24 protein-coding genes and 1 riboswitch are annotated in these 26,506 nt (G+C 68.6%); of the genes, 21 read left to right on the forward strand and 3 right to left on the reverse strand.

From position 1 onward, the window contains the following. Positions 1-4: 4 nt before the first annotated feature. Entirely contained in the window at positions 5-445 is a 441-nt protein-coding gene (locus ACIBK2_RS30385) for an SAV_6107 family HEPN domain-containing protein (RefSeq protein ID WP_396972063.1), read from the reverse strand. 141 nt (positions 446-586) lie between these two features. Between ACIBK2_RS30385 and ACIBK2_RS30390 the strand changes: the two genes are divergently transcribed. From ACIBK2_RS30390 to ACIBK2_RS30410, 5 genes are all read left to right on the forward strand, one after another. Further along, positions 587-1,198: a GNAT family N-acetyltransferase gene (locus tag ACIBK2_RS30390; RefSeq protein ID WP_357381941.1), complete on the forward strand. Its 612-nt coding sequence runs from the start codon at positions 587-589 to the stop codon at positions 1,196-1,198. Between the two features lie 64 nt (positions 1,199-1,262). After that, positions 1,263-2,828 carry a phytoene desaturase family protein gene (locus ACIBK2_RS30395; RefSeq protein WP_396972065.1) on the forward strand — a complete coding sequence of 522 codons (1,566 nt, stop codon included), beginning with the start codon at positions 1,263-1,265 and terminating at the stop codon, positions 2,826-2,828. Positions 2,829-3,137: 309 nt separating this feature from the next. Further along, positions 3,138-3,929: a carotenoid biosynthesis protein gene (locus ACIBK2_RS30400; protein ID WP_396972067.1), complete on the forward strand. Its 792-nt coding sequence runs from the start codon at positions 3,138-3,140 to the stop codon at positions 3,927-3,929. 96 nt (positions 3,930-4,025) lie between these two features. Further along, positions 4,026-4,772, forward strand: a complete 747-nt coding sequence (locus ACIBK2_RS30405) for an LppM family (lipo)protein (protein WP_396972496.1) — start codon at positions 4,026-4,028, stop codon at positions 4,770-4,772. Positions 4,773-4,796: 24 nt separating this feature from the next. Next, positions 4,797-5,930 carry a glycosyltransferase gene (locus tag ACIBK2_RS30410; protein ID WP_396972069.1) on the forward strand — a complete coding sequence of 378 codons (1,134 nt, stop codon included), beginning with the start codon at positions 4,797-4,799 and terminating at the stop codon, positions 5,928-5,930. A 7-nt stretch (positions 5,931-5,937) separates the two neighbouring features. Here ACIBK2_RS30410 and ACIBK2_RS30415 read toward each other — a convergent pair whose 3' ends face one another. Next, positions 5,938-6,645, reverse strand: coding sequence for a hypothetical protein (locus tag ACIBK2_RS30415; RefSeq protein WP_396972071.1), 708 nt, complete (start codon positions 6,643-6,645; stop codon positions 5,938-5,940). A gap of 421 nt (positions 6,646-7,066) precedes the next feature. After that, positions 7,067-7,161: riboswitch (SAM riboswitch) on the forward strand. Positions 7,162-7,424: 263 nt separating this feature from the next. Between ACIBK2_RS30415 and ACIBK2_RS30420 the strand changes: the two genes are divergently transcribed. The 15 genes from ACIBK2_RS30420 to ACIBK2_RS30490 all read left to right on the forward strand — a co-directional run bounded on the left by ACIBK2_RS30420 (position 7,425) and on the right by ACIBK2_RS30490 (position 24,019). Next, positions 7,425-8,471, forward strand: coding sequence for an amino acid ABC transporter permease (locus tag ACIBK2_RS30420; RefSeq protein WP_396972073.1), 1,047 nt, complete (start codon positions 7,425-7,427; stop codon positions 8,469-8,471). Continuing rightward, positions 8,468-9,235 carry an amino acid ABC transporter ATP-binding protein gene (locus tag ACIBK2_RS30425; RefSeq protein ID WP_379287096.1) on the forward strand — a complete coding sequence of 256 codons (768 nt, stop codon included), beginning with the start codon at positions 8,468-8,470 and terminating at the stop codon, positions 9,233-9,235. Before ACIBK2_RS30420 ends, ACIBK2_RS30425 begins: the two co-directional genes overlap by 4 nt. Then, positions 9,235-10,209: an ABC transporter substrate-binding protein gene (locus ACIBK2_RS30430; protein ID WP_396972076.1), complete on the forward strand. Its 975-nt coding sequence runs from the start codon at positions 9,235-9,237 to the stop codon at positions 10,207-10,209. Before ACIBK2_RS30425 ends, ACIBK2_RS30430 begins: the two co-directional genes overlap by 1 nt. Positions 10,210-10,213: 4 nt before the next feature. Further along, positions 10,214-10,741, forward strand: a complete 528-nt coding sequence (locus ACIBK2_RS30435) for a GNAT family N-acetyltransferase (protein WP_396972077.1) — start codon at positions 10,214-10,216, stop codon at positions 10,739-10,741. Further along, entirely contained in the window at positions 10,738-11,850 is a 1,113-nt protein-coding gene (locus ACIBK2_RS30440; protein WP_396972079.1) for an LLM class flavin-dependent oxidoreductase, read from the forward strand. Before ACIBK2_RS30435 ends, ACIBK2_RS30440 begins: the two co-directional genes overlap by 4 nt. After that, positions 11,847-13,466 (forward strand): ABC transporter substrate-binding protein, encoded by a 1,620-nt coding sequence (locus ACIBK2_RS30445; protein WP_396972081.1) that lies wholly within the window; start codon positions 11,847-11,849, stop codon positions 13,464-13,466. Before ACIBK2_RS30440 ends, ACIBK2_RS30445 begins: the two co-directional genes overlap by 4 nt. A gap of 2 nt (positions 13,467-13,468) precedes the next feature. Then, positions 13,469-14,479, forward strand: coding sequence for an ABC transporter permease (locus ACIBK2_RS30450; protein WP_396972083.1), 1,011 nt, complete (start codon positions 13,469-13,471; stop codon positions 14,477-14,479). Then, on the forward strand, positions 14,472-15,335 hold the full coding sequence (locus ACIBK2_RS30455) for an ABC transporter permease (RefSeq protein WP_396972085.1): 864 nt from the start codon (positions 14,472-14,474) through the stop codon (positions 15,333-15,335). The genes ACIBK2_RS30450 and ACIBK2_RS30455 overlap by 8 nt, the downstream gene beginning before the upstream one ends. Before the next feature lie 3 nt (positions 15,336-15,338). Next, a complete protein-coding gene (locus tag ACIBK2_RS30460; protein WP_396972087.1) occupies positions 15,339-17,036 on the forward strand; it encodes a dipeptide ABC transporter ATP-binding protein in 1,698 nt (565 codons plus the stop codon). Next, on the forward strand, positions 17,036-17,281 hold the full coding sequence (locus ACIBK2_RS30465; RefSeq protein WP_396972089.1) for a hypothetical protein: 246 nt from the start codon (positions 17,036-17,038) through the stop codon (positions 17,279-17,281). The genes ACIBK2_RS30460 and ACIBK2_RS30465 overlap by 1 nt, the downstream gene beginning before the upstream one ends. Further along, positions 17,281-18,411 (forward strand): LLM class flavin-dependent oxidoreductase, encoded by a 1,131-nt coding sequence (locus ACIBK2_RS30470; RefSeq protein ID WP_396972090.1) that lies wholly within the window; start codon positions 17,281-17,283, stop codon positions 18,409-18,411. Before ACIBK2_RS30465 ends, ACIBK2_RS30470 begins: the two co-directional genes overlap by 1 nt. Further along, positions 18,408-19,778, forward strand: a complete 1,371-nt coding sequence (locus ACIBK2_RS30475) for an NtaA/DmoA family FMN-dependent monooxygenase (protein WP_396972092.1) — start codon at positions 18,408-18,410, stop codon at positions 19,776-19,778. Before ACIBK2_RS30470 ends, ACIBK2_RS30475 begins: the two co-directional genes overlap by 4 nt. Continuing rightward, a complete protein-coding gene (locus ACIBK2_RS30480; RefSeq protein WP_396972094.1) occupies positions 19,775-20,581 on the forward strand; it encodes a DUF1684 domain-containing protein in 807 nt (268 codons plus the stop codon). Before ACIBK2_RS30475 ends, ACIBK2_RS30480 begins: the two co-directional genes overlap by 4 nt. After that, a complete protein-coding gene (locus tag ACIBK2_RS30485) occupies positions 20,578-21,729 on the forward strand; it encodes an LLM class flavin-dependent oxidoreductase (RefSeq protein ID WP_396972096.1) in 1,152 nt (383 codons plus the stop codon). Before ACIBK2_RS30480 ends, ACIBK2_RS30485 begins: the two co-directional genes overlap by 4 nt. 262 nt (positions 21,730-21,991) lie before the next feature. Beyond that, positions 21,992-24,019, forward strand: coding sequence for a CocE/NonD family hydrolase (locus ACIBK2_RS30490; RefSeq protein ID WP_396972098.1), 2,028 nt, complete (start codon positions 21,992-21,994; stop codon positions 24,017-24,019). Positions 24,020-24,137: 118 nt separating this feature from the next. Here the strand turns inward: ACIBK2_RS30490 and ACIBK2_RS30495 are convergent, their stop codons facing one another. Further along, on the reverse strand, positions 24,138-25,139 hold the full coding sequence (locus ACIBK2_RS30495) for a methylenetetrahydrofolate reductase (protein ID WP_396972100.1): 1,002 nt from the start codon (positions 25,137-25,139) through the stop codon (positions 24,138-24,140). A 108-nt stretch (positions 25,140-25,247) separates the two neighbouring features. Between ACIBK2_RS30495 and ACIBK2_RS30500 the strand changes: the two genes are divergently transcribed. After that, on the forward strand, positions 25,248-26,399 hold the full coding sequence (locus tag ACIBK2_RS30500; RefSeq protein WP_396972102.1) for a polyprenyl synthetase family protein: 1,152 nt from the start codon (positions 25,248-25,250) through the stop codon (positions 26,397-26,399). Positions 26,400-26,506 lie beyond the last annotated feature (107 nt).

A 26,506-nucleotide genomic window follows, 5' to 3' on the forward strand; every position in this document is an offset into this window, starting at 1 on the left:
GTCACTATCCGGTCATACCGTTTGTCCACCCCGGTGCGGGGCGCAACCGAGCCGATGCGGTAAGGAGATCTTCGACGTCGTGCAGGAATGCTCCTACCCGCGAATAGAACTCGTCGGCCTCGTCTTCGTCGATGTCACGATCGAGTCCGGCCTCCAGTGCGGCCCTGGTCTCCGAGCGTGCGCTGAAGTAATCGGCCCACATGATGAACTCGGGCGCGGCGGACTGCATCAGCACCCAAGCGTTACGCGAACGAGCCCGCGGCGCGTTGTCGGCGCCGGTGAGTGCGATCACCGCGCCCGCACCGCGCAAAGCGGCCAAATAGGCGGTGCGGAACCGCTCGCGCGGGTCCCGCTCCCCCGCCGCCTCCATCAGCAGACCATCGGCCCGTTGCAGCAGCTTGCCCGCTCGACCGGGCTGTCCCGGATGTTCGACCCGACCAGACATCTCGGAGTCCCTCCGCCATCGCATACCTGGAGCCAACACCGCCTAGTGTGACCGAACAAGTATTCGAACGTTTGAATTGAGATTGAATATAGAGACGCCCACCGACAAACTTCCGCGCCCGCTGTGGACCCGACGAGAGCCATGACCGCCGTCAAGCCCAATCACACTCCCGCACCTGTCGTCGTCGACCTCTCCGTCGCGGCACTGCGCTCCCGGCTGCACGATGCGCTGGCGGTGTATGTCGCGGCGATGGACTATCCGCGCGGCACCGAACACCATCGCGCGCCGATGTGGACCGAGCACACCACCCGCCCCGGCTGGCAGGCCGTGGCCGCGGTGGTCCCCGACGATTCGGGGCACGTCGACCTACGCTCGTCGCCGATCGTGGCGATCGCCTACGGCTACCGCGGTGCCGCGCACCAGTGGTGGCACCAGCAGGTGCACAGCGGGATGCGGCGCTCCGGATGGCCGGAACATTCGACGCGCGAACTGCTTTCGGACTATTTCGAGCTGACCGAGCTGCACGTGCACCCGTCGGCGCAGGGGCTCGGCATCGGCGGCACGCTGCTGGAACGGCTGCTGCGGGACCGGCCGGAGAAGGCCGTGCTGCTGTCCACCCCGGAGGTGGCCGGGGAGGACAACCGGGCCTGGCGGCTGTATCGGCGGCAGGAATTCACCGACGTGGTGCGGAATTTCGTGTTCGCCGGTGACAATCGGCCGTTCGCCATTCTCGGACGGCGGCTGCCGCTGTGAGGGCTGCGCCCTGGCGCACAACGCTTCTGGAACCGGGCCCGCGGGGTGCCGTGGTGAGGGTCACGTGACGGTCGTTGTGGTCGGTTCGGGCCACAATGCGCTGGTCGCCGCCTGTTATCTCGCGCGGGCCGGGCATTCGGTGGAAGTGCTGGAACGCGACGAGGTGCTCGGCGGGGCGGTGTCGACGGTCGAACGGTTTCCCGGACATCTGGTCGATCGCGGGTCCTCCGCGCACATCATGGTGCGGCACACGGGGATCATCGAAGAGCTGGAGCTCGCTCGCTTCGGGCTGCGGTACATCGATTGCGACCCTTGGGGTTTCACGCCAGGCAGGGACGGGCGCGCGCCGCTGGTGTTCCATCGCGATCTGGATGCCACGTGCGCGTCGATCGCGGCGGCCTGTGGTGATCGAGATGCGGTGGCGTATCGGCGGTTTGTCGAGGTGTGGGGGCCACGGAGCGCGCGGGTGATGCGCGCGTTCGGCGGTGGGCCGACGCCGGGCCGGTTGCTGCGCTCGTTCTGGGGGCTGGACGCGAAGGACGGCGGGAGCGCGTTGTCGCGGGAGTTCCTGCAGTCCGGGGACGCGTTGCTGGACACGTACTTTCAGGACGAACGGCTCAAGGCGTCGCTGGCCTGGTTCGGCGCGCAGTCCGGTCCGCCGATGTCGGAGCCGGGCACCGCGCCGATGGTGGGGTTCGCCGCGCTCATGCACACGCTGCCGCCTGGACGTGCGGTCGGCGGCAGTGGCGCGCTGTCCGCCGCGCTCGTCGAGCGGTTGCGCGCCGACGGCGGCGTGGTGACGGCGGGTGACGCGGTGACCGCGCTGCGGCGTGACGGGGACGGCTGGCGGGTGCGCACCGCATCGGGGCGAAACCTGTACGCCGACACCGTCATCGCGGGCTCGCACGTGCTCACCACGCTGGATCTGTTGCGCGAGGGCGGATTCGACGCCGCCGTGCTCGATGACTGGGGGCGGCGCATTCGGGTCGGGCTCGGGATCGGCATGGTGGTGCGGGTGGCGACCCGGTCGTTGCCGAACTATCCGGGCAGCTCGGTCGACGAATCCGCCCGTGGCCTCCAGTTTCTCGTGTCGGACCGGCGTCAGCTCCGGCTCGCCCACGGGGCCGCGTCGGCCGGGGATCTGCCGCCGCGGCCGGTGGTGCTCGCGATGAGTTTCAGCGCGTTGGACCCGAGTATCGCGCCGCCCGGCGAGCATCAGCTCTCGCTGTGGGCGCAGTGGCATCCGTATCGATTGGCCGACGGCAGCGACTGGGCCGAGCACGCCGAGCGAGAGGGCGACCGCATCATCGCCGAAGTCGACTCCTACGCACCGGGTTTCGCCGATTCGGTGCTGCGCAAGCACGTACAGACACCGGTCGATCTAGAACGGGAGATGGGCCTGCTGGGCGGCAATGTGATGCACGTGGAGATGTCGCTGGATCAGATGATGCTGTGGCGGCCACTGCCGGAACTGTCCGGCCAGCGCGTACCCGGCGCACCGGGCCTGTACCTGACCGGCGCGTCGACCCACCCCGGCGGCGGCGTCTCCGGCGCCAGCGGCCGCACCGCCGCCACCCTCGCCCTCCGCGACCTCCGCCGCCACCGATTCCCACTGCTACGCAAGCGATGACCGAACACACGCACGCTTCCCGATTTCTCGCACCGGGAATCGCATGCGATTCCAGGTGCGAGGAATCAAAAGGCGTGCCCCTGTGAAGCGGGGTGCCGCACGTGCAACGGTGCGTCCGCGACCTGCGCCGCAGCCGATCTCCGCTGCTCCGCAGGCGAAGACGACGCAGCCGCACGCTTCCCGACTTCCCGCACCGGGAATTGCATGCGATTTCCGGTGCGGGGAATCAGGAGGCGTGCGGCGGTGAGGCGGGGTGGCGCACGTGAGACAGTGCGGCGATGTGCGCCGGTTGCGTTGGCGGTGGTGCTGGTGCTCGTGCAGATCGCCTATCCGCTGACGCATGGCGGTGGGCGGGACCGGGTCACGGTGGCGGTTGTGCTGCTTTCGGCGGGTACGGCGTTGGCGCATGCGGCGGCTACGCGTGGGATTCGTTATGCGGCTGGGTTTTTGGTGATCGTGTCGGGGCTCGGGCTGGCTGCCGAGGTCGTCGGTACCGCGAGGGACGTGCCGTTCGGGTGTTACGAGTACGCGGTGGACCGACTGGGGCCCGTGCTCAGCGGGGTGCCGCTGGTGGTTCCGCTGGCGTGGACCGGCGGGCTGTATCCGGTGTGGGTGGTGGCCGGGCTGCTCACGCGGCGGGCGGTGTCGCGGATCGGTCTGCTGGCGGTGGGCGCGGTCGGTTGGGACTTATTTCTGGATCCGCAGATGGTCGCCGATGGTCAGTGGAACTGGTGCGATACCGACTCGGGGTTGCCTGGTCTGGCGGAGATCCCGCTCACCAATTATCTCGGTTGGTTCACGGTGGCGCTGCTCATGGGTGCGCTGCTGACCGCCTTGGAACGCGCGGTCACCGTGTCAGTGGGGCTGGATAATCCGGCGATTCCGTCAGCGGGGCTGGACACCGTCGCGCCGAATTCCGGCTCGGTCGCGGTGCCGGTGGCGGTTTTTCTGTGGACCTGGCTCGGCTCCGCACTCGCGCACGCCGTGTTTCTCGGTCTACCGATTTCGGCCTGTTACGGCGGCGCCGGGCTGGCTGTTCTGGGCCTCCCGCTGCTGCGTCACCTCTACTTTTCCCGTCGGCAACCCGCACCGGCGGGCTAGCAGAGACACATCGCGGGGCTCCTTCCGCCCGTCGCGTGGGCATCTGGACGGATGGCCTGGCACGATGTCCCCGTGCAGCCGAGTCCCGTCACCACGATGCCCGATGCCCCGGTACTACCGTCGCCGCGGACGCCCCGCCCTGGAGCGCGTGTCGCCGCGGCGGTTCTGCTCGCGGCGTTGCTGGTGCCCCTGCTCGCGGGGTGCCTGCGGGTGCAGGTGTCGATGGGTGTTTCGTCCAACGACCGCGTGTCCGGGCGGATCGTCGCCGCGGTCGTACCCACCGATGCCAATGACAAGGGGCCGCAGCTGAAGGCGCCCGACTCGCTCGCCGCGAAGGTGCGCATCGAGTCCTACTCCCAGGACGGGTACGTCGGCAGCCAGGTGTTCTTCGAGGACATGTCGTTCGGCGAGGTCGGCCAGCTCGGTCAGCTGTCCGAGCAAACCCAGGGCATGTTCCAACTGCAATTCCAGCGCGCCGGTGACCTGGTGAGCCTGAGCGGGCGCGTCGACCTGAAATCCGTGCCGCCGCACGGCTCCGACGTGCAGTTCACCATCGCGTTCCCGGCCCGCGTGGCCAAGACCAACGGCAATCGCGAGGGCGACAACATCGTCTCCTGGAAGCTGCCCGCCGGCGACGTCTCCACGTTGCGCGCCGAGGTCAGCTACGCCGACCCGAACACCCGCTCGTTCGCGGGCTGGGCGGGCATCGTCGGCGGCATCACCCTCGCCGTCGCCGCCATCGTCGCCGCGATGGCCTACATGGACCGCAATCCGCCCGCACCGGGCGCCCCCACCGGCCTGTCCTGGAGCCGCTGGTGGAAAACGGTCAAACAGGGCCGCTGAGCCGTTGTGCCGCAGCCGAGTTCCGTGAGCCGGGCGGTGTGGTGCGGGGCCGGAATCTCGTTGACGGGCGCTGGAATCGCGCTCTGCAACCGGGTTACGGTGCGGCAGTTGGTGAATACCGCGGTCGAGGTGATCGAGCCGGTCACCGTGTGTGTTCCGGCTCGTGACGAGGCCACGCGGCTGCCCGGGTTGATCGCGGATCTGCGGGCGCAGCGCGGAGTCTCGCGAATGAGTGTCGTGATTCTCGATGACGCGTCGGGCGATGACACTTTTGTGACGGCGATCGATGCGGCCGGTGGGGATCCCCGAATCACGGTGTTGCGCAACGACACCGAACCACCATCCGGATGGACCGGCAAAGCCGCCGCATGTGCGCGATTGGCCGAATCGGTGGATACGCCGGTGTTGGTGTTCGTCGACGCGGATGTGCGGCTGGCACCGGGAGCGGTCGCCGCGGCCGTCACCGAATTACGCAGGCAGCGAGTCGCGTTGGTGTCACCGTGGCCCGTGCAACGGGCCGAGTCGGTGGCCGAGACCTTGGTGCAGCCGTTGCTGTGCTGGTCTTGGGCGGCCACGCTGCCGATCGCACTGGCCAATTGGAGCCTGCGGCCGTCGACTTCCGTTGCCTGTGGCCAGTTTCTGGTGTTCGATACCGCCGCCTACCGAGCCGTCGGCGGACACGCCGCGGTTGCCGCGAGCGCCACCGAAGACCTCGACATCGCCCGAACACTGCGCCGGGCAGGACAACCCACCACCCTCGTCGCTGCGGGCCGCCTGGCGAGCACCCGAATGTACGAGGACGCTGCTCAACTCGACGCCGGATACACCCGCTGGCTGTGGTCCGCCTACGGCGGCACCATCGCGGGCGGAGCCGCCGTGGGAACACTTGCCGCTCTGGCCTATTGGGTCCCGCCCTTGGCGGCGCTAGGCGGTCGTGGGGCCGTCCGCCGTGCCGGTGCCGTCGGCTACGCGGCGGCCGTCACCGGCAGACTGCTGGCCCGCTCCACCGAAACCAGCGGACCACTCTCCCCCACCGATGTCCTTGCGGCCCTGGCCCACCCGTTCTCGGTAGTCGCCTACTTACTGCTGTGGGCCCGCTCCCATCGCGCCCGACGACGCGGCGCGCTGCGCTGGAAGGGTCGCGCGCTCAACACATAACGCCTTCCTATGGAACCTCGGTGATCCCCACCGTCGGCAGGAAGAAGCAGGACTTGCCACCGTTCTCGACGGTCCCGAAGACCGCGGCGAGCACCGTGCCCTGCCCGGTGTCGACGGGCACGGCGCGCACGCCACCCATCGGCAGCGCGGCGAAGAAGAAGTCCTGGATGGCGCGTTCGGCGATGGGGCGCAGGGCGATCGGGACTTCGGCGGGGATCATCGCGCGCAGGATGGTGGACAGCGGGCCCATCGAGGCGAGGCCGCCGCGGCCGCTGGTCACGTTCAGCCAGGCCACCTGCATGCCGGTGGTGTCCGGTCCGTCCTGGTTCAGGCCGTAGGGGACGAAGGTGAACATGGTCTGTCCGGCCTTGACGGCGGACAGGTCGAGTCCGGGGATGGTGACCGAGGTCTTGGGCCACGGGCCCGGCACCGCCCCGGCCACGGCCGGGGCGAGACCGAGGGAGTTGCCGTTGAGGCAGTACGCGGCCGCGGTCGGGTAGAGGAAGGGCTGCATGCCGAACGCGCGCAGGCCGTCGATCGCGGTGTTGTAGACGCCGAACAGGTCGCCGGGGGCGACGGTTCCGGTCTGGGTGGGACCGGGCTGGACCGGGGCCGTTGCGGACGGTGTCGGCGCCGCGCCCGCGCTGGGGGCGGCGAGCGCCAGCGCGCAGGTGGCGGCAGCGGACAGCATGGTCAGACGGCGCGGTACGGCCATGGAGACCTCTTCTCATCGTCGACGCGAATCGAAGGCTGACGGTACTCCGGCAAACGCTGTGAACTGGCTGTATTGCCTGCGGCAAGCTCTCGGCGTGTCATCGGGCGTCGGCCGTGGCCCCCGGTTGACGGGTTTCACAGGACGAGTTCGTGGGGTCCGCACATCGAGGCTTGCGCTAAGCCGTATGCTGCTTCCCGGCGGAGCCGCCCGAGTACGTGAGCGCCCGCCCCATGAAGTCGACACCTGACAGGCCGCCTTCGATCAGGCTGAGCCAGCGCATGTCCGGCTATCCGAAATACCCGGCGAATCGAGCCGAGACAAGATCTACGCTCACGATGATCGCTTCCCTTGTCTAAGGGTTCCCCTGCTGGGCATGATAATTCGGCTCGACCCTGACATCATCCGGTGTCCGGATCGGCGACAACCATCCAGAGCGACCGAGAGACCTGGCTCGTCGACGTCGCAGCAACCCCCCGGCTCACCGGGTGCGGGTGCTTCCGCCGGGACCGATGGAGGAACCGAAGTGATCATCTCCGCTGTCCGAGGCGCCCGTTGGGGCCGCCGACATATCGACCAATGCAAGGTGACGACCGCGAGCTGTCGGGGCTGACCCGCAGCCAGTCTGTTGCACCCGTCGCTGGCCGGGTGATGTGACCGCGGCCCGAGGTGGCGCGGTCTCGTTCGTTCTTCCGAAGGACCCCGACCATGAGTGAGCGCAGCGAGCGAACACCAGGCACAGCTGCAGTCATGACGGAGCCGAGCGCCGACGAGGCGCAGTCATGACCGCGTCCACCGCACCCGATGCCGCCGCTGTCCCCAGCACTACCGACGGCGATCCGGTCGCTACCGAGACTCGCGCAACCACCGCGTTCGACCTGGTGCCGGACGGATCCGCCACCGGCTCAGGCGATTCCGCGCCGACTGTCGCCAAAACCTGGCACCCGTGGCGCTGGGTGATCAGCGCCGTCGCGCTCATCCTGCTCGCCCAGTTCATCCACGGCCTGGTCACCAATCCCGGTTGGGATTGGCCGACTTTCGCGAAGTACATCACCGCGAAGTCGGTGCTGGCCTCGCTGAAGGTGACCCTGGAACTCACCGCGTGGGGTACCGCGCTCGGCTTCCTGCTCGGCACCGCGCTGGCCATCGCGCGGCTCTCGAACAATCCGGTGCTCCGGGTCATCTCGTGGAGCTATATCTGGGCGTTCCGGTCGATTCCGCTCATCGTGCAGCTGCTGTTCTGGTTCAACATCGCCTACCTGTACAACACGCTGTCGATCGGAATCCCGTTCGGTCCTTCGTTTTTCACCTTCGAGGTGAACGGCGTGATCAGCGGATTCAGCGCGGCGGTGATCGGTCTCGCGCTGCATCAGGCGGCGTACTCGGCCGAGATCATCCGCGCGGGCATCATCTCCGTCGACGCCGGTCAGCTGGAAGCCGCTGCCGCGCTGGGTATTCCGAAGGTGCGCCAGTTCCGCTCCATCGTGGTCCCGCAGGCCATGCGCTCGATCCTGCCCAATGCGACCAACGAGGTGATCAGCCTGTTCAAGGGCACCTCGATCGTGTCGGTGATGGCGATCGCGGAGCTGTTCTACCAGGTCCAGGTGATCTACGGCCGCAACGGCCGGGTGGTGCCGCTGCTGCTGGTCGCGACCGCCTGGTACATCGTGCTCACCACCATTCTCTCGGTGGCGCAGTACTACATCGAGCGCCACTACGCCAAGGGCACCCAGCGCACGCCACCACCGTCACCGGCCCAGCGGGCCTGGCAGAAGCTGCGCGAGGTCGCCGAATCCGGTTCCACCGCACCGCGAGGAGCGACCCGATGACCACCGCACTCGCCGTCGAAGTCCGCGGCGTCCGTAAAGCCTATGGCGCGCACGAGGTGCTGCGCGGCGTCGACCTGACCGTGCGCTCCGGCGAGGTGGTCACGGTGATCGGCCCGTCCGGTTCCGGCAAGTCCACGCTGCTGCGGGTGGTCAACCACCTGGAGTCGCTGGACGCGGGCACCGTGCACATCGACGGTGAGCTCATCGGATATCGGCTGCGCCGCAACACCTTGCACGCGCTGCCCGACCGTGAGGTGCGTAAGCAGCGCTCCCGCATCGGGTTCGTCTTCCAGCAGTTCAACCTGTTCCCGCATCTGACCGTGCTCGACAACGTCACCATCGCACCGCTTTCCGCGCAGCGCCGGGACCGCAAAGAGGTCGAGGCCGAGGCGCGGGTGCTGCTGGACCGGGTCGGCATCGGCGAACTGGCCGACGCGTACCCGCGCAGGCTCTCCGGTGGCCAGCAGCAACGCGTCGCGATCGCGCGGGCACTTGCCCTGCGCCCCAGGGTGATTCTGTTCGACGAACCCACCTCCGCGCTGGATCCCGAACTCGTCGGCGAGGTCCTGGATGTAATCCGCGACCTCGCGCACGGCGGCACCGCGTTGGTGATCGTCACCCATGAGATCGGCTTCGCCCGCGAGATCGCCGACACCGTGGTGTTTCTCGATGCGGGCGCCATCGTCGAACAAGGGCCGCCCGAGGCCGTCCTCGACAATCCGCACCACCCGCGCACCCGCGCGTTCCTTTCCCGAGTCCGTTGATGAACAGGTTCCCGATGAAGCTCTCCGCCCTGGCCACCGCCGCCGCGACCGCGGTCGTACTGCTGGCCACCGGCTGCACCGATCCCGAAGCAGAGTCCGCGGCCCAGCCCGCCGGTGCGATCACCTTCGACCTCTCCGCCGCCCAGACCGGCCGGGTGCGCACCACCAAGGTGGACAGCATCGCCGCCGAAGTGCCGCAGGCCATTCGGGATCGCGGCACCTTCGTGGTGACCGGCGCGTCCGGTACCGCGCCGCCGCTGCGCTTCTACGCCGACGACGACAAGACCGTGGTCGGCTCCGAGGTCGATTTCGCCTCGCTGGTCGCCGACATCCTCGGCTTGAAACTCGAACTGCAGGTGGCGGATTGGTCACAGAACTTCGTACGCATCGATTCCGGTGAGGTCGACGCCTTCATCGCCAATGTGACGGTGACCGAGGAGCGCAAGGAGAAGTACGACTTCGCCACCTACCGCAATGACACCGTCGCGCTGGAGGTGCCCAAGCAGAGCACCCTCGAATACAAGGATCGTAAGAGCCTGGCGGGCAAGCGGATCGGCGTCGGCAGCGGCACCAACCAGGAACAGCTGCTGGTGAAGTGGAACGAGCAGAACCGCGCGGAGGGCTTGGCGCCCATCGACATCGCCTACTTCCAGCAGACCAGCGACTACTACCTGGCGCTCGCCTCGCAGCGGCTGGACGGCTACATCGGCCCGAACCCGACCGCGATCTACCACTCCGCCACCGCGAACCAGACCAAGATCCTCGCCACCTTCTCCGGGGCGGGCGACGCGCTGCAGGGCGAGATCGCGGTGCTCACCAAGAAGAACAACGGGCTGATCACCGCGGTCCAGCACGCGCTGAACTACGCCATCCAACACGGCACCTATCAGCAGGTGATCGATCGGTGGGGCCTGAAGACCGAGCAGGTCACCGAGTCGCGGATCAATCCGCCCGGCCTACCGAAGCAGCGGTGAGCCGGTGACCCAACAACTTTCGCGTCCCGACCTACGGGTGCACCAGGTAGCACAGGACGATCCGCTGGCCGCGCCGCTACTGGCCGAGCTCGCCGTCGAATACAGCACCCGCTACGGCCGCAGCCCCGGTGAGATGCACGCGTCGCTCCGTGACTATCCGGCAACGGAGTTCGCGCCGCCACACGGCGCCCTGTTGGTCGTCACCCGTGACAGCGAACCGGTGGCGGGCGGCGCGTTCCAGCGCTACGACGCGGAAACGGCTGAGCTCAAACGGATCTGGACCTCCCGCGAGCATCGCAGGCAGGGGCTCGGGTTGTTCGTTGTCGAACAGCTCGAAGCCGAGATCGCGCGACGCGGCTACCGGCGCATCTACCTGACCACCGGTCCACGCCAACCCGAGGCCGTCGGCCTCTATCTGGCCGCCGGATACACCGCGCTCTACGACCCGGCCGTGCCCGCTGAGGAGATCGGTCCGCATCCCTTCGAGAAGTACCTGCCCGCGCTCACCGACGAACTAGGAGCAACCGCATGAAGTTCCTACTGTTCACCCTGGTCACCCGGGTGCCGGATCCGACGACGGGCCGCCTGCCCGGCACCAGGGAGCGGCTGCTGAACGTCGTCGAACAGGCAAGGCTGGCCGAGGATCTCGGTTACGACGGGTTCGCCGTCGGTGAGCGGCACGAGGATCCGTTTCTGTCCGCCGCACCGCCGGTGATCCTCAGCCACATTGCCGCGGTCACCTCGCGCATCGCGCTGTTCACGGCGGTCACCACGCTGAGCCTGCTCGACCCGGTGCGCGCCTTCGAGGACTATTCGACGCTGGACAATCTGTCCGGCGGCCGCCTGGAGCTGATCATCGGCAAGGGCAACGGGACCGCGCAGGCCGAGCTGTTCCACGTCACCACCGACGACCAGTGGGACCGCAATCGCGAAGGCTACGACCTGTTTCGGGCGCTGTGGGCCAGCGACAGCGTCACCTGGTCGGGCCGGTTCCGGCCGGAACTGCAGAACGCCAAGGCACTGCCGCGGCCGTGGCAGCCGAAGATTCGGATCTGGCACGGCAGCGCGACGAGTCGAGATTCGGTGGAACTGGCCGCGCGCCACGGTGATCCGTTGTTCTCGGCGAACGTCACCAACCCGATCGAGCCGTACGCCGAACTGGTCCGCCACTATCGGGAGCGCTGGGAGTTCTACGGGCACAACCCGGCCGACGCACTGGTCGGGGCGGGCACCGCTGGATTCCATGTCGCCCGCAGCTCCCAGCAGGCCCTGGAGACTTACCGGCCGATCTTCGAGGCGCGACTCGCGTTGGCGCGCAAGCTCGGCCTGCCGGTGGTGTTCGAGACCCTGGACGACTTCGTCACCCGCAGTTCGGCGCTGGTCGGCAGCCCTGAGCAGGTGATCGACAAGGTCGGCAGGCAGCACGAGCAGTTCGGCCACGAGGTGATCCACCTGTCCGCCGAGCGCGACGGCCGCCCCGAGATCGACTATCTCGACAGCCTCGCGCTGTTCCAAACCGAGGTGGCGCCGGAGCTGCGCCGCCGAATTCCCAGCCGTCCGTTGGCAACTGGCGCCGATACCGCCGAGCTCGATCCGCGCGACGAACCCGTCCGCACCGAAACATCTGGAGTTACCTCGTGATCCGAACCCGCCACCGAATCGTCGCGCTGGCAGGCGCGCTCGCCGCGGCCACCACCGTGGCCGCCTGCGGCACCGATTCGGCCGCACCCGGCGGCGACGCCGGACCGCCGAAGCCGGGCGGCGCCCTGCGCTACGGCCTGTCGCAGGCGCCGACCTGCTCGGACCCCGCACAGTCGAGCACCAACCAAACCCTGTACGTGACAAGGCAGATCGTCGATTCGCTGACCGATCAGGATCCGAAGACCGGCGAGCTGAAGCCGTGGCTGGCGCAGAGCTGGGAGGTCTCGCCGGATGCGAAGGTATTCACCTTCCACCTGACCGACGGCGTCACCTTCAGCGACGGCACGCCGCTCACCGCGGACTCCGTGCAGAGGACCTTCGATTCGGTCATCAAGCTCGGCGCGGCCAAAGCCGCGCTGGCCTCGAGCTACCTCACCAACTATGTCGGCACCACCGCCGTGGACAAGCTGACCGCGCGGGTCGAGTTCAGCAAGCCCAATGCGCAGTTCCTACAGGCCTCCTCGACCACCCAGCTCGGGATTCTGGCCGATGTCACCACCGCCAAGCCCGCCGAGCAGCGCTGCCTCGGCGACAACATCGCCAGCGGGCCGTTCACCTACGCGAACTACCGCCAGGACGCGTCGGTGACGCTGGCCAAACGCGCCGGTTACCACTGGGGTTCGGCGGTGTTCGCGCATCGCGGCGAGGCCTACCTGGACAAGATCGAATTCACCGTGGTGCCCGAATCCGGTGTGCGCACCGGCAGTCTCGCCTCGGGGCAGCTCGACGCCGTCAGCGACGCGCTGCCGCAGGACGCGCCACAGATCGAGGCCGCGGGCGGGCGGGTGCTGAGCACCGCCAATCCCGGTGTGCCGTTCGGCTTCCAGACCAACGTGACCCGCGGACCGCTGCGCGATCCCGCGGTGCGCCAGGCGCTGCTGCCCGCACTCGACCGTAAACAGTTGGTGGACACCGTGCTCGGGCCGCAGTTCAAGCCCGCGACCAGCCCGCTGGCCAGCAGCACGCCCGGCTACCAGGATCTTTCCGCGCGACTTGGCTACGACCCGGCGAAGGCCAAGGGCATTCTCGACCAGGCGGGCTGGACGCCCGGCGGTGACGGCATCCGGGCGAAGAGCGGTGAGCGGCTGTCCTTCTCGGTGGTGTTCAGTCAGGTATTCGGCGGCAATCAGGCGATCATCGAGCTGGTGCAGCAACAGCTGCGACAGGTCGGGGTCGAGCTGAAGCTGAATCTGGTGTCGACCGCCGAGCAGACGGCACGGCAGGGCACGAAGGACTTCGACACCACCTACGGCAACACCACCCGCGCCGACGGGGACATCCTGCGCACCTCGTTCGGCCTGGATGGCCGCAACCTCAATGCGCGGGAGGGCATCCCCGCGCTCGACGACGCGCTGAACGGACAGCTGAGCACGACCGACGCCGGCATCCGCACCGGCCTCATCCATACCGCACAGCAGCAGGTGCTCGACGCCGGACTGCTGATTCCGACGGTGGAGCTGTCCCAGGCCATCGGCGCGGGCAGCACCACCCAGGATCTGAAGTTCGAGGCCTCGGCGCGACTACAGTTCTTCGATACCTGGCTGAGCGGGCGGTAACGATGGCGCGCTATCTGGCTCTGCGGGTCCTGCAGGCGATCTGGGTGCTGTGGGCGGCGTTCACCATCTCCTTCGTGGTGCTGTACCTGCTGCCCGCCGACCCGATCTCCATCGCGGCCGACGGCGGCGGTATCGGCACACCGGTGGACAAAGCTGCCATTGCCGAGCTGCAGGCCCGCTACGGGCTGGATCGTCCGCTGTGGGAACAATATTGGACCGCACTCGGCCATGCGGTGCGTGGCGATCTCGGTCACTCGATCTCCACCGGGCAGCCGGTGACCGGTGCCATCGGTGACGCGCTGCCCGGGACGCTCGGATTGGCTGGGCTCGCCCTGCTTTTCGCGACCGTCGGCGGTGTGGCACTGGCCTTCGCCTCGACGTATACGAGGCGGCCGTGGCTGCGCACCGCACTCACCACGCTGCCCTCGCTCGCGGTGTCGGTGCCGACGTTCTGGACCGGATTGCTACTGCTGCAACTGTTCTCGTTCCGATTGCGGCTGGCCCCGGCCTTCGGCGGTCATGGCTTCTCCGGCACGGTGCTGCCCGCACTGACCCTCGCGCTGCCCATCGGCGCAGTGATCGCGCAGGTGCTGACCGCCGGGCTGGCGTCGACCTGGCGGCAGCCGTACGTCGATGTGGCGCTGTCGAAGGGTGGTTCGCGCTGGTGGGTGCAGCGTAAGCACGTGCTGCGCCCGGCCAGCGTGCCCACCTTCACGATCGCGGGGGTGCTGGTCGGCAACATGCTCGCCGGATCGGTGGTGGTGGAGACGGTCTTCGCCCGGCAGGGTGTCGGTCGTCTCACCCAGACCGCCGTACTGGCCCAGGACATTCCGGTGGTGCAGGGCATCGTCCTGCTCACCTCGGTCGTCTTCGTCACCGTGAATCTCGCGGTGGACCTGCTGTATCCGCTGCTCGACCCGCGCATCGTCACCCGATCGCGCCGGGCGGCCGCGGACGAGGAGACCGAGGATCGGATCGGCGGCACTGCCGAAGGGGTGGCAATTCATGGTTGACGTCATCGATGAGCGGCGCGGCACGGTGCCGCGCCTGCGCACACCGGTGCCTCGGTGGAAGTGGTTGCGCGACAACGCGGTACTGGTCCTGTCCGGTGTGGTTGTGCTGCTCGCAGTCGGATGGGCGTTGTTCCCTTCGGTGTTCGCCGGCGGCGATCCGTTGGTCGGGGTGCCCGCGCAGAAGTTCCAAAGTCCCAGTGCGCAGCACTGGTTCGGCACCGACAATCTCGGCCGCGACCTGTACACGCGCATGGTGCACGGTGCCGGGCTCTCGCTGACCGCCACGCTCGCCGCAGTAGGCATCGCGCTGATCACCGGGTCGGTGCTCGGCCTGCTGTCGGGCGCGGCCGGTGGCATCGTCGACGCCGCCGTCATGCGCGTCGTCGATGTGCTGCTTTCGATTCCGGCGCTGCTGCTGTCGCTGGCCCTGGTGACCGCGCTCGGCTTCGGCACCCGGAATGTGGCGATCGCGGTGGGTGTTTCACTCGTCGCCAACTTCGCGCGCGTGATGCGATCGGAGGTCTTGCGGGTACGGCACGCGGTATTCGTCGAAGCGGCGCAGGCTTCGGGAGTCCGCTGGTACACGGTGCTGCTGCGGCACGTGCTGCCCAACTCCTACCAGCCGGTGCTCGCGCTGGCCGCCGTCGAATTCGGCATGGCCGTGCTCTCCATCTCGGCCCTCAGCTTCCTCGGTTATGGCGCGAAACCGCCCACCCCCGAGTGGGGTTCGCTCATCTCCGAGGGCCGCAACTATCTCGCCACCGCCTGGTGGATGACCACCCTCCCCGGACTGGTCATCGTCGCGGTTGTCGTGGCCGCCCAGCGCCTCGGGCGCGCCGTAGGAAGGAACGAATAGCTGATGACCACCACCGCTTCTTCGCCGCGCGCGGCACCCACCGACGAACGGTCCGACGCGCTCTCGCGGGCCGAAACCGCAGGGCCGGAATCAGGTCCGCTGCTGCGGATCGACAACCTGCGCGTGCGCTACCGGTCCGATTCCGGCGACGTCAACGCATTGGCCGGCGTCTCGCTGAGTGTGGCCCGCGGTGAGGTGGTGGCCCTGGTCGGTGAATCCGGTTCCGGCAAGTCCACTCTCGCGCAGGCGGTGATCGGCCTGCTCGGGGCGAACGCCGACATCACCGGCGGAACCATCGCGTTCGACGGGCACGTCATCGACACCCGGTCCGACCGGGCGTTGCAGCGGCTGCGTGGTGCGCGGATCGGTTTCGTGCCGCAAGATCCCGGATTGTCGCTCAATCCCGTGCGGCGCGTCGGCGATCAGGTAGCCGAGTCGCTGCTGGTCCACCGGCTGGCCGACAAGCGGTCGGCGCGCGAGCGCGCGATCGAGCTGCTGGCCGAGGCCGGTATCGATCGACCGGAACTGCGGGAAGTGCAGTACCCCCACGAACTTTCGGGCGGGCAACGGCAGCGGGTGCTCATCGCGTCCGCGCTGGCCTGCCGGCCGGAGCTGGTGATCGCGGACGAGCCGACCAGTGCGCTGGATGCCACGGTGGCGCGGCGGGTGCTCGATCAGCTGGCGGCCCAGATCGCGGCCAAGGGCACCGCGGTGCTGTTGATCACCCATGATCTCGCGGTGGCCGCCGAGCGCGCCGATCGGATCGTCGTGCTGAACGGCGGCGAGATCGTGGAGAGCGGACCGACGGCGACAGTGCTTGCCGAACCACGGCATCCGTACACCAAACGGCTGCTGGCCGCGTCGCCGAGTCTCGCGCCCGCGGGCGCCTATCGGACGCCCAAGCCGCGCGAGGGCGCGCCGCTGCTGGCGCTGCGCGAGGTGCACAAGCGGTTCCGCGCGCAGGCCGGTGGGTCGGTGACGGCGGTCGCCGGGGTCGGGTTCGAACTCGGCCGCGGCGAAACCCTGTCGCTGGTCGGCGAATCCGGCTCGGGTAAGTCGACCACGGCGCGAATCGCGTTGCGGCTCACCGAACCCGACAGCGGCGGAGTCACCTTCGACGGGCACGAGCTGACCCGGGTGCGCGGCACTCGGCTGCGGGCACTGCGCAAACGGTTCCAGGTGGTGTACCAGAACCCGTACTCCTCACTGGATCCCCGGTGGCGGGTCGGCACGATCATCGAGGAACCGTTGCGCGCGTACGGGGTCGGCGACCGCGCGGCCAGGCAGGCCCGCGTCGCCGAACTGCTCGACCAAGTGGCGCTGCCCGCGCACTTCGCGCAGCGCCGCCCCGCCGAATTGTCCGGCGGACAGCGGCAACGCATCGCCATCGCCCGCGCGCTCGCCCTGCATCCGGACCTACTGGTGCTGGACGAGCCGGTCTCCGCCCTCGACGCCTCGGTGCAGGCGCAGATCCTGGAGCTGCTCGACCGCTTGCAGGCCGAATTGTCGCTGAGCTACCTGTTCATCTCGCACGACCTCGCGGTGGTCCGCCGGATCAGCGATCACGTCGCCGTCATGCGGCACGGCCGCATCGTCGAATCCGGGCCGACCGCCGCGATTTTCGACAACCCGCAGCACGAGTACACCCGCGAGCTGCTGTCGGCCATCCCCTCCCCCGCCGTCGCGAAAGGACCATCCTGATGTCGGAATCGACCTATCGGCACAGCCGGATACTCGTCCGCACCGACCGGCCCGCGCACTGCCGGAGCAGGCCGGAGCGGGGTTCGCTGCCCACTCGGGCGAAGCGTTGGTGGCGCACGCATCTGCACGTGCCGGAACACACCGCGGCCACCGACCTGTGGCAGCACGCGTTCTTCTTCGCGCCCGACGCCGCCGGTGTGCACCCGGCGGCGCGACAGTGCCTCGACTGGAAGGAAACCTACTGATGGCCGAATCCGAGTTCTTCCTCGGCCTGGAACTCGCCGGGACCGGGATCCACCCGGCGTCCTGGCGGCGCGACGACTCGCGGGCCGAGGATCTGTTCACCGGCGAGTACTGGGTGGACGCGGTCACCGCGGCCGAAAAGTCCGGTGTCGATGCGGTATTCGTGCCGGACTCGTTCGGGCTGCAGCCCGGCGGGCCCGGTGTCGCGCGCGGCAGGCTCGACGCAGTGGCGATCGCCGCCAGGGTCGCGGCGGCCACTCGGCACATCGGTCTGCTGCCGCAGGGCGCGGTGACGCATACCGAGCCGTTCCATCTGGCCAAGGCCATCCAGAGTCTCGATTTCGCCTCGTTCGGGCGCGCCGGTTGGGAGGTCACCGTATCCGAAGGGGTGGAGCAGGCACGGGCATTCGGGCGCAAGGGCGAACAGGACGCGGTGGCGCTGTGGCATGAGGCGGACGAGGCGATCGAGGTGGTCGCCCGGCTGTGGGACAGCTGGGAGGACGGCGCGGAGATCCGCGATGTGCCCACCGGGCGCTTCATCGATCGAGACAAGCTGCATTACATCGACTTTGCCGGGGACAACTTCTCGGTGAGGGGGCCATCGATCACACCGCGCTCGCCGCAGGGGCAGTCGATCGTCGCGGTGCGGGCCGATGCTGACGCGAGCACGGGTGTCGCGGTGCGTCGTGGCGACCTGATTCGGATCACCGCAGGCAATCTCGACGCGGCGCGGGTCTTGCGCACGGCGCTGCGGACGGCCATCCGAGCCGCGGACCGCGATCCCGACGCCGTGCGAATTCTGCTGGATGTCGACGTCCATCTCGCCGAGGCACCGGACGCCGCGCAGGCTGAGGTGGCCCAGTTGGATCAATGGTCCGACGCTGCCCCGACCGGCCTGCGCCACATCGGAACTCCGGCAGCGCTGCGCGAATTGCTGGGTGCCATCGGCGCTTCCGGCGCGGCCGACGGTGTCGTGCTCCGCCCGCTCGCGGTATCGGCGACCGTTGGCCACCTTGCCGCGTTGGCACGTAAGCCGCTGTCCGCCAGCACGTTGCGCGACCGGCTCGGCTTGCCGCGGCCACGCAGCCGCTACGCCGACACCACCACGATCCAGGAAGGTACGCCGTCGTGACCGGCAAACCACGCAAGCAGATCCATCTCGCCGCCCACTTCCCCGGCGTCAACAACACCACCGTGTGGGCCGACCCGGCGTCCAAGAGCCAGGTCGATTTCGAATCGTTCGTGCACCTGGCGAAGACCGCCGAGCGCGGCCTGTTCGACTTCTTCTTCCTCGCCGAGGGGCTGCGGCTGCGCGAACACCTCGGGCGCATCCACGATCTCGACGTGGTCGGCAGGCCGGACACCTTCACGGTACTCAACGCGCTGGCCGGGGTGACCGAGAAGCTCGGCCTCGCGGGCACCATCAACAGCACCTACAACGAGCCGTTCGAGCTGGCCAAGCAGTTCGCCTCGCTGGACCACCTGTCCGGCGGCCGCGCCGCCTGGAACGTCGTCACCTCCTCCGACGCGTTCACCGGCGCAAACTTCCGCCGCGGTGGCTATCTCGAGCATGCTCAGCGCTACCAGCGCGCCGCCGAGGTGGTCGAGGTGACCCGCAAGCTGTGGGACAGCTGGGCCGCCGACACCCTGGTGGTCGATCGGGCCGCGGGGGTGTTCGCCCGCGAGATCCCCGAAACCTGCCATCGCGGTGGGCAATTCGATATCGCCGGCCGCTTCGTGCTGCCGCCGAGCCCGCAGGGGCATCCGGTGTTGTTGCAGGCGGGCGATTCCGGCGACGGCCGCGAGTTCGGCGCGGCCGCCGCCGACGCGATCTTCACCGGGCACGGCACGCTCGAAGCGGGACAGCGCTTCTACGCGGACGTCAAGGGCCGGTTGGCGAAATACGGCCGGACACCGGACGAGCTGAAGATCCTTCCCGCCGCCACCTTCGTGCTCGGCGACAGCGCACAGGACGCCGAGGATCGTGCCCGCCACATCCGGCGCCAGCAGGTCGGCCCGCAGACCGCCATCGCGTTCCTCGAACAGGTCTGGGGCCGTGACCTTTCCGGCTATGACCCGGACGGTCCGCTGCCCGACGTCGAACCGACCGACAATGTCACCATCACCCGCGGCCGGGTGCGCCACGCCAAGGACCCGCGCGAGGTCGCCGACGCGTGGCGGGCCAAGGCCGAGGCCGAAAACCTCAGCATCCGTGAGCTGATCATCGAGGTCACCGCGCGCCAGCAGTTCGTCGGCACGCCCGCCGCCGTCGCCGAGCAGATCGACACCTACGTCCAGTCCGACGCCAGTGACGGTTTCATCCTGGTCCCGCATCTCACCCCGGCCGGGCTGGACGAATTCGTCGACCGGGTCGTCCCGGAACTGCAGGAGCGCGGCAGTTTCCGCACCGAATACACCGGCACAACCCTGCGCGAACATCTCGGGCTGCGCCATCCGCACCAGCACACCACCGCCCACGAAGGAGCACGAGCGTCATGACGACAAGCATCAGCACCGTTTTCGAAACCGAGTGGGCGCATTGGCATCACGCCAGGGAGGACCAGTTGCGTGACCCGCTCGGCTTCCTCAGCCTGACCGGATTGCATTGGCTCACCGACCAACCCGAGCGGCTGCCGGACGTGCCGGGCACCTGGTGGGTCACCGACGACAAGGTGTTCATCACCGCGCAGCCGGCCGACCGGCTGGAGTTCGACGGCGTCGGCATCGCGGGTGTGCAGATCATCACGCCCGCCGAGGGGGCGCCGGGACTCAGTGTGCTGCACGAACATCGGGTGCTCGAGGTGATCCGGCGCACCGGGCTGTACGCGGTGCGCGTGCACGATCCGGCCGCGCCGACGCTGTCGAGTTTCGACGGCATCCCTACTTACGCTCCGGATCCGCGCTGGGTGGTGCAGGGCCGGTTCACGCCGTTCGACGAGCAGACCACGGTGACCACCGGTGCCGTGGTCGACGGGCTCGAACACCACCACACTGCTTCCGGCACCATCGAATTCACCATCGGCGAGGCCACCGAGCGGGTCATCGCGTTCGGCGATCCGAGCGACCTTCGCCTGCTGTTCACCGATGCGACCAGCGGCATCACCACCTACCCGACGGCACGCGCGCTCGCGGTCGGCGCACCGGACGCGGATGGCACGGTGCGCCTCGACTTCAACCGCGCGGCCAACTTGCCTTGCGCCTTCACCGATTTCGCGACCTGCCCGCTCGCGCCCGCCGAGAACCGGCTGCGCGTGGCGATCGAGGCGGGCGAGCAGCATCCACGGCTAGGGAGGAATTCATGACCGTGCCACTCTCGATCCTCGACCTGTCTCCGGTCAGCGCCGGGTCGACCGCGCAGCAGGCGCTGCGCAACACCATCGATCTGGCGCAGCACGCGGAACAGTGGGGCTACCACCGCTATTGGCTGGCCGAGCACCACTTCGTCTCGGTGGCCAGTTCCTCGTCGATCACCCTGATCGGCCTGGTCGCGGCGGCCACCTCGCGAATTCGGGTGGGGTCGGCGGCCGTTCAGGTCGGCCACCACACCTCGGCGTCGATCGTGGAGGCGTTCGGCACCATCGACGCGCTGTATCCCGGCCGGCTCGACCTCGGTCTGGGGCGGTCCGGTCACCGGCGCAGCCAGTACGGCTCGGAGCCGTCGCACTCCAAGGGCAGTCACCCCAAGGTGGACACGGCCACCGGACGGACCGAGGTCAGGGACGGTGTGGTGGTTCCGCCGCCGTTCGATCCCGGCCGGATCGCGGACCGGTCGAAGTTCCTCGCCTCGGCCGCCGCGCTCCAGCAGGAGGGCGCGCAACCGCTGGACTTCGCCGAACAGGTCGACGAGGTGCGCGCACTGCTCGGCGGCCACTTCGTGAGCAAGGACGGCGTTGCGCTGCATGCCGTTCCGGGTGAGGGCGCACAGGTCGAGCTGTGGCTGTTCGGCAGCTCGGGCGGGGAAAGCGCCGTGCTGGCCGGGCAACTCGGACTGCCGTTCGCGGCGGCCTACCACGTGTCGCCCGGCACCGCCCTGGACGCCGTCGAGTCCTACCGCGCCGCCTTCCGCCCCTCCGCACAGCTGGCCGAACCGTACGTGGTGATCTCGGCCGACGTGGTCGTCGCCGGCGACGACGCCACCGCCCAGCACCACGCGTCCACCTACGGCCACTGGGTACACAGCATCCGCAGCGGCGCAGGCGCAGCCGACTACCTCGACCCCACCACCGCCGCCCCACTCACCCCGGAGCAGCACCGCCTGGTAGCCGACCGCCTGGCCTCCCAATTCGTCGGCGCACCAAGCACCGTCGTGGAACGACTCGAGGCACTCCAACGAGTCACCGGCGCCGACGAACTCCTCATCACCAGCATCACCCACCACCACGCCGACCGCCTGGAGTCCCACCGCCTCCTCGCCGACGCCTGGGGCCTACGCGCCGCCCGCGCCGCCTGACCCCGCACCCCCGGCCCGCTGTCGGCGAAATCTGCACTTTCTCTTGGGATCTGCACTCGGAATAGGGCCCTATTTCGAGTGCCGATCCCGAGAGAGAGTGCGGCTGGTGTTGGGCTCAGTCGGGGGGCGTTGGTTGGTGTAGTCGGCAGGGCGCACAGGTTGTGGGGGTGGGCTTGGGCATATCGACATACTTCTGCCAATCGGCCGGAAACATACAAGCGTGCATGTATATTTCTGGCCGATCAGGAGAGGGAGGATATCGATGAGGATTGCTCCAGGCCGCCGGTGGATCAGGGGTTTTGTCGGAGTGCTTGCGCTGCTTACGGTTTCGCAGGTGCTGGTGGCACCTGGGGTGCCGGCCGCACCTGAGGGGGCGGTCGCGTGGACGGCGCTACATGATGGTCCGCAGCAATATCCGGCGATGCATATCGACTGGGACGTGCCGATCACCATGAGCGACGGCACCGTACTCAAGGCGAATGTGTATCGCCCGGCGGATGCGAACGGACCGGTCAGCACGCCGCTGCCGACGATCGTGAATCTGACGCCCTACACCAAGCTGTTGTCGATGGTCGCGCAGACGGCGCTATCGGTGCCGGTGCTGTCCGACGCGGTGGTCGGGTTCCTGCGTGACTTCCAGTTGCCGGGTACGCCTTTGGAAGCGCTCACCGACGCGACCCGGGTGGCGGGCGGCGGGTTCGGGCGTGCTTTCGCGGTGGACCCCAACCTGATTCGCAGTGGGTACACCCAGGTGGTGGTCGATGTGCGTGGAACCGGGTTCTCCCAAGGGATCTGGGAGCCGTGGGGTCCGAAGGATCAGCAGGACACCCCCGAGGTCATCGCCTGGGCGGCGGCGCAACCGTGGTCGGACGGCAAGGTCGGGATGACCGGCGCCTCCTACTCCGGGATCAATCAGGTGCAGGCGGCCGAAAAGCAGCCGCCAGCACTGAAAGCCATCGTTCCGGTGGTGCCGGGCAACGATCTGGTGCGCGACATGATCGCGCCGGGCGGCGCGGCCATCGGGATCTTGCTCCCCTACCTGCTCGCGGTGAACGCGCTCAAGCTCATGCCGGATCTCGTGTCGCTGGTGCAGGGCAAGTTCGATATGCAGTGGCTGGCCGACCGGCTGGCCAGCCCGATGTCGTTCATGGACGTGGGTATTCAGACCGTTGGCACCGATTCGTTCGACGCGATTCAGCCACAGCTGCACAGCGTCCTCGACCCGGACAGTCCGCTCCGCCAGGCCTGGCTCGGGCATCCCGAACGCATCACCGTGCCCACCCTGGTGATCGGCGGCTGGCACGACAACTTCGCCAACGGCGAACCCCGTATCTACCAAGACATTCCGCTGCCGCCCGGCCAGAAGCAGCTGATCATGGGCAACAGCTACCACGTGAACGCGGGCTTCGACATGCGCGGCAGGTCCGGCGAGCCGCCGCGCATCGATGTGCTCACACGTGCCTGGTTCGACAAGTGGCTCAAGGGCATCGACAACGGCATCGATGGCTACGGCCCGGTGACGATGTGGCAGCAGGGGGCGGGCTGGACCAGCAACGAGCAGTTCCCGCGGGCCGAGGCGAGCCATCGGCGACTGTATCTGTCGGCGGCACCGAGCGGTACTACGAACACCAGCGTGCATGACGGAAGTCTCACGGCCGAACCGACTTCGGAGACGTCCCGGCTCACCGTCGCACCAGGTCTGGCCAGCCTCTGCTCGTCCGATTCGGTTCAGGGCACCGCGGGCATCCTCGTCTTCACCGGCTGCGGCAAAGACGCCAGGGTGCAGGAGCTCAGCGGGCTGACCTTCACCAGCCCGCCGGTGGCCGAGCCGACGACCATCTCCGGACCGATCGCGGTGCACCTGAACACCGTGCACGACGCCACCGACGGCTACTGGACCGCGACGCTGAATGATGTTGCCCCCGATGGCCGTTCGGTGACGTTGACCACCGGTCAGCTGATGTCCTCGATGCGCGCCGTCGACGACGACAAGAGCCGCCGCTCACCCGACGGCGCCTACACCGATCCGTTCCCGCTGATGTCCCTCGCCGCCCGGCAGCCCATGGTCCCCGGCCGGCCCACCCAGCTCGACCTCGGCCTCGCCCCGACCGACGCGATACTGCAACCTGGACACCGGCTTCGGGTGGATATCTTCGCGGGCAACTACCCGAAGGGCCTGCCCATCCGACCAATGCTGGACGCGACCGAGCTCAAACCCCAACACCTGCAACTGGATCCGGCAGCACCCAGCTACGTCAACGTCCCGCTCGCCGGAACCCCCGGCTGGTAATCCCCACCGCCGCACGCCCTTCGGCTTCCCGCACCTGGAATCGCATGCGATTTCCGGTGCGGGAAATCAGGAGGCGTGCGGCGGTGTGTGTTCAGCGCTGATCGGGCGGCGGTGACTGTCAGGCGCTGATCGGCGCCGCGGTGACGCCATAACCGAGATTGGTGAGCACCTCGGTGGTCGCCTTGGCGAAGTTCAGCGTGATGAAGTGCAGGCAGGGCGCACCCTCATCGATGAGCCGCTGCGCCATCTCGGTGGCGATCTCGATGCCCACCTCGCGCACCGCAGCCTGATTCCCGTCGGGTGCATCGCCCGCAGCCTTGTTCAGTCGCTCGAGCACCGACGACGGCAGCGCGCGGCCGCACAGTTCCTCGGCCCTGGCCACCGTGCGCAACGAGGTGATCGGCATCAGCTCGGGAATGATCGGCTTGGCGCCCTCGATCGGATCGAACTTCACGATCCGGTCACGCAACCGCAGGTAGTGGTCGACATCGAAGAACATCTGGGTGATCGAATACTCCGCGCCCGCACGCAGTTTCGCGGCCAGGTACGCGGTGTCGGAGTCCAGATCCGGCGACCGGTGGTGGCCCTGCGGGAACGACGCGACGCCGACATGGAAGTCGCCCAGGTCGCGCACGATGCGCACCAGCTCCTCGGCGAAGGCGACACCTTCGGGATGCTGCTGCCATTCGCCGAGCGGATCGCCGGGCGGGTCGCCGCGCAGCACCAGGATGTTGCGGATGCCCGAATCGGCGTAAGAGCCGACCAGCGAACGCAATTCGGACAGGCTGTGCTCCACGGCGGTCAGGTGCGCCACCGGCAGCAGGGTGGTCTGTTGCGCGAGCTCACCGGTGACCCGCACGGTGCGGTCACGGGTGGACCCGCCCGCGCCGTAGGTCATCGAGACGAACGCGGGATGCATCCGCTCGAACTGGCGCACGGCCCGCCACAGCCTGGCCTCGTTGGCTGCGTCGCGCGGCGGATTGAACTCGACGGAGAACGGCACCGAGGCGCTGGAATGGGCCCGCAGACTCTGGACAACCGAAGGTGTGGCAGAGACGTCCGGGTGCGTCCGGGGCGGACGGCCTGGGGTCGAGCGTCCCCGCGCATTGTCGAAAGTCACCGGTTCAGTGTAGTGGTGACCGGCGGCAGGCCTCACTGGTCGTACCGACGAGTACGCGTATTCTTCGGACCGAACCAGTAGCGCTTCGCGCCTACCCACCGCATTACTTTGGAGGCTCCCCTGTCCGCCGGACCTGGTATCCAGACGCCTCACCGCACCTCGGCGGCCGACCTCATCGCAGCGCAGCCAGGGACGCCTGCCTTCGTCACCGCCGTGGAAGACGCGCTGACCAGGTTCTTCGCCACCCGGCGCGGCATGGTCGAGGAGCTCGGCCCGGTCTTCATCGAGGCCGCGGACGCGCTGGAACTGTTCGTGCTGCGCGGCGGCAAGCGCACCAGGCCCGCGTTCGCCTGGACCGGCTGGCTCGGCGCGGGCGGCGACGCCGACGGCCCGGCGGCCGATGCGGTGCTGACCGCGTGCGCGGCGTTGGAACTCGTGCAGGCCTGCGCGCTGATCCACGACGACATCATCGACTCCTCGCGCACCCGCCGCCGCTTCCCGACGGTGCACGTCGACTTCGAGCAGCGCCACCGCGACCGCGGCTGGGCGGGCGACTCCGCGCACTTCGGCGCGAGCGTCGCGATCCTGGTCGGCGATCTGGCGCTGGCCTGGGCCGATGACATGGTGCACGCCTCCGGACTCGACCCGGCGGCGATCGCCCGGTTCGCGCCGGTGTGGGCGAGCATGCGCACCGAGGTGCTCGGCGGCCAGCTCCTCGACATCCACGGCGAGGCGGGTGCCGACGAGTCGGTCGAGGCCGCGCTGCGAATCAACCGGTACAAGACCGCCGCCTATACCGTCGAACGCCCGCTGCACCTGGGCGCGGCCATCGCCGACGCCGACCAGGGCCTGGTCGACGCCTACCGTTTGTTCGGCACCGACATCGGCATCGCCTTCCAGTTGCGCGACGACCTACTCGGCGTGTTCGGCGATCCCGCCGTCACCGGTAAACCGTCCGGCGACGACCTGCGCGAGGGCAAGCGCACCGTGCTGCTCGCCGAAGCGCTGGCCAGGGCCGACAAGGCTGATCCGGCCGCGGCGAAACTGCTGCGCACCAGCATCGGCACCGATCTGGGCGCGGCAGAAGTCGCGAAGCTGCGCGACGTCATCACCGAACTCGGCGCGGTCGACGAGGTGGAACGCCGGATCAGCGAGCTCACCGACGCCGGGCTGGCCGCCATCGAAACCAGCACGGCGACACCGGCCGCGAAAGAGCGGTTGCGGGCCATGGCGTTGGCGGCGACCAAGCGCGCTGCGTGAAAGTGGTTGTGGCGGATCGGGTCACACCGATCGACGCCGAGCCGGCGCGTGCCGCGAAGAGGGGAATCTCATGAAAGACGTTGCCGCATCGACCGATCGGCTGCCGA

Source organism: Nocardia sp. NPDC050175 (genome assembly GCF_044459885.1).
Taxonomy (GTDB): Bacteria; Actinomycetota; Actinomycetes; order Mycobacteriales; family Mycobacteriaceae; genus Nocardia.

What these genes read in the sequence shown, in the direction of transcription:
- ACIBK2_RS30415 (WP_396972071.1), bottom strand. Translation starts at nt 6,645, where the DNA reads ATGGCCGTACCGCGCCGTCTGACCATGCTGTCCGCTGCCGCCACCTGC.
- ACIBK2_RS30480 (WP_396972094.1), top strand. Translation starts at nt 19,775, where the DNA reads ATGACGACAAGCATCAGCACCGTTTTCGAAACCGAGTGGGCGCATTGG.
- ACIBK2_RS30455 (WP_396972085.1), top strand. Translation starts at nt 14,472, where the DNA reads ATGGTTGACGTCATCGATGAGCGGCGCGGCACGGTGCCGCGCCTGCGC.
- ACIBK2_RS30425 (WP_379287096.1), top strand. Translation starts at nt 8,468, where the DNA reads ATGACCACCGCACTCGCCGTCGAAGTCCGCGGCGTCCGTAAAGCCTAT.
- ACIBK2_RS30390 (WP_357381941.1), top strand. Translation starts at nt 587, where the DNA reads ATGACCGCCGTCAAGCCCAATCACACTCCCGCACCTGTCGTCGTCGAC.
- ACIBK2_RS30465 (WP_396972089.1), top strand. Translation starts at nt 17,036, where the DNA reads ATGTCGGAATCGACCTATCGGCACAGCCGGATACTCGTCCGCACCGAC.
- ACIBK2_RS30385 (WP_396972063.1), bottom strand. Translation starts at nt 445, where the DNA reads ATGTCTGGTCGGGTCGAACATCCGGGACAGCCCGGTCGAGCGGGCAAG.
- ACIBK2_RS30420 (WP_396972073.1), top strand. Translation starts at nt 7,425, where the DNA reads ATGACCGCGTCCACCGCACCCGATGCCGCCGCTGTCCCCAGCACTACC.
- ACIBK2_RS30405 (WP_396972496.1), top strand. Translation starts at nt 4,026, where the DNA reads ATGCCCGATGCCCCGGTACTACCGTCGCCGCGGACGCCCCGCCCTGGA.
- ACIBK2_RS30440 (WP_396972079.1), top strand. Translation starts at nt 10,738, where the DNA reads ATGAAGTTCCTACTGTTCACCCTGGTCACCCGGGTGCCGGATCCGACG.
- ACIBK2_RS30450 (WP_396972083.1), top strand. Translation starts at nt 13,469, where the DNA reads ATGGCGCGCTATCTGGCTCTGCGGGTCCTGCAGGCGATCTGGGTGCTG.
- ACIBK2_RS30485 (WP_396972096.1), top strand. Translation starts at nt 20,578, where the DNA reads ATGACCGTGCCACTCTCGATCCTCGACCTGTCTCCGGTCAGCGCCGGG.
- ACIBK2_RS30490 (WP_396972098.1), top strand. Translation starts at nt 21,992, where the DNA reads ATGAGGATTGCTCCAGGCCGCCGGTGGATCAGGGGTTTTGTCGGAGTG.
- ACIBK2_RS30430 (WP_396972076.1), top strand. Translation starts at nt 9,235, where the DNA reads ATGAACAGGTTCCCGATGAAGCTCTCCGCCCTGGCCACCGCCGCCGCG.
- ACIBK2_RS30470 (WP_396972090.1), top strand. Translation starts at nt 17,281, where the DNA reads ATGGCCGAATCCGAGTTCTTCCTCGGCCTGGAACTCGCCGGGACCGGG.
- ACIBK2_RS30460 (WP_396972087.1), top strand. Translation starts at nt 15,339, where the DNA reads ATGACCACCACCGCTTCTTCGCCGCGCGCGGCACCCACCGACGAACGG.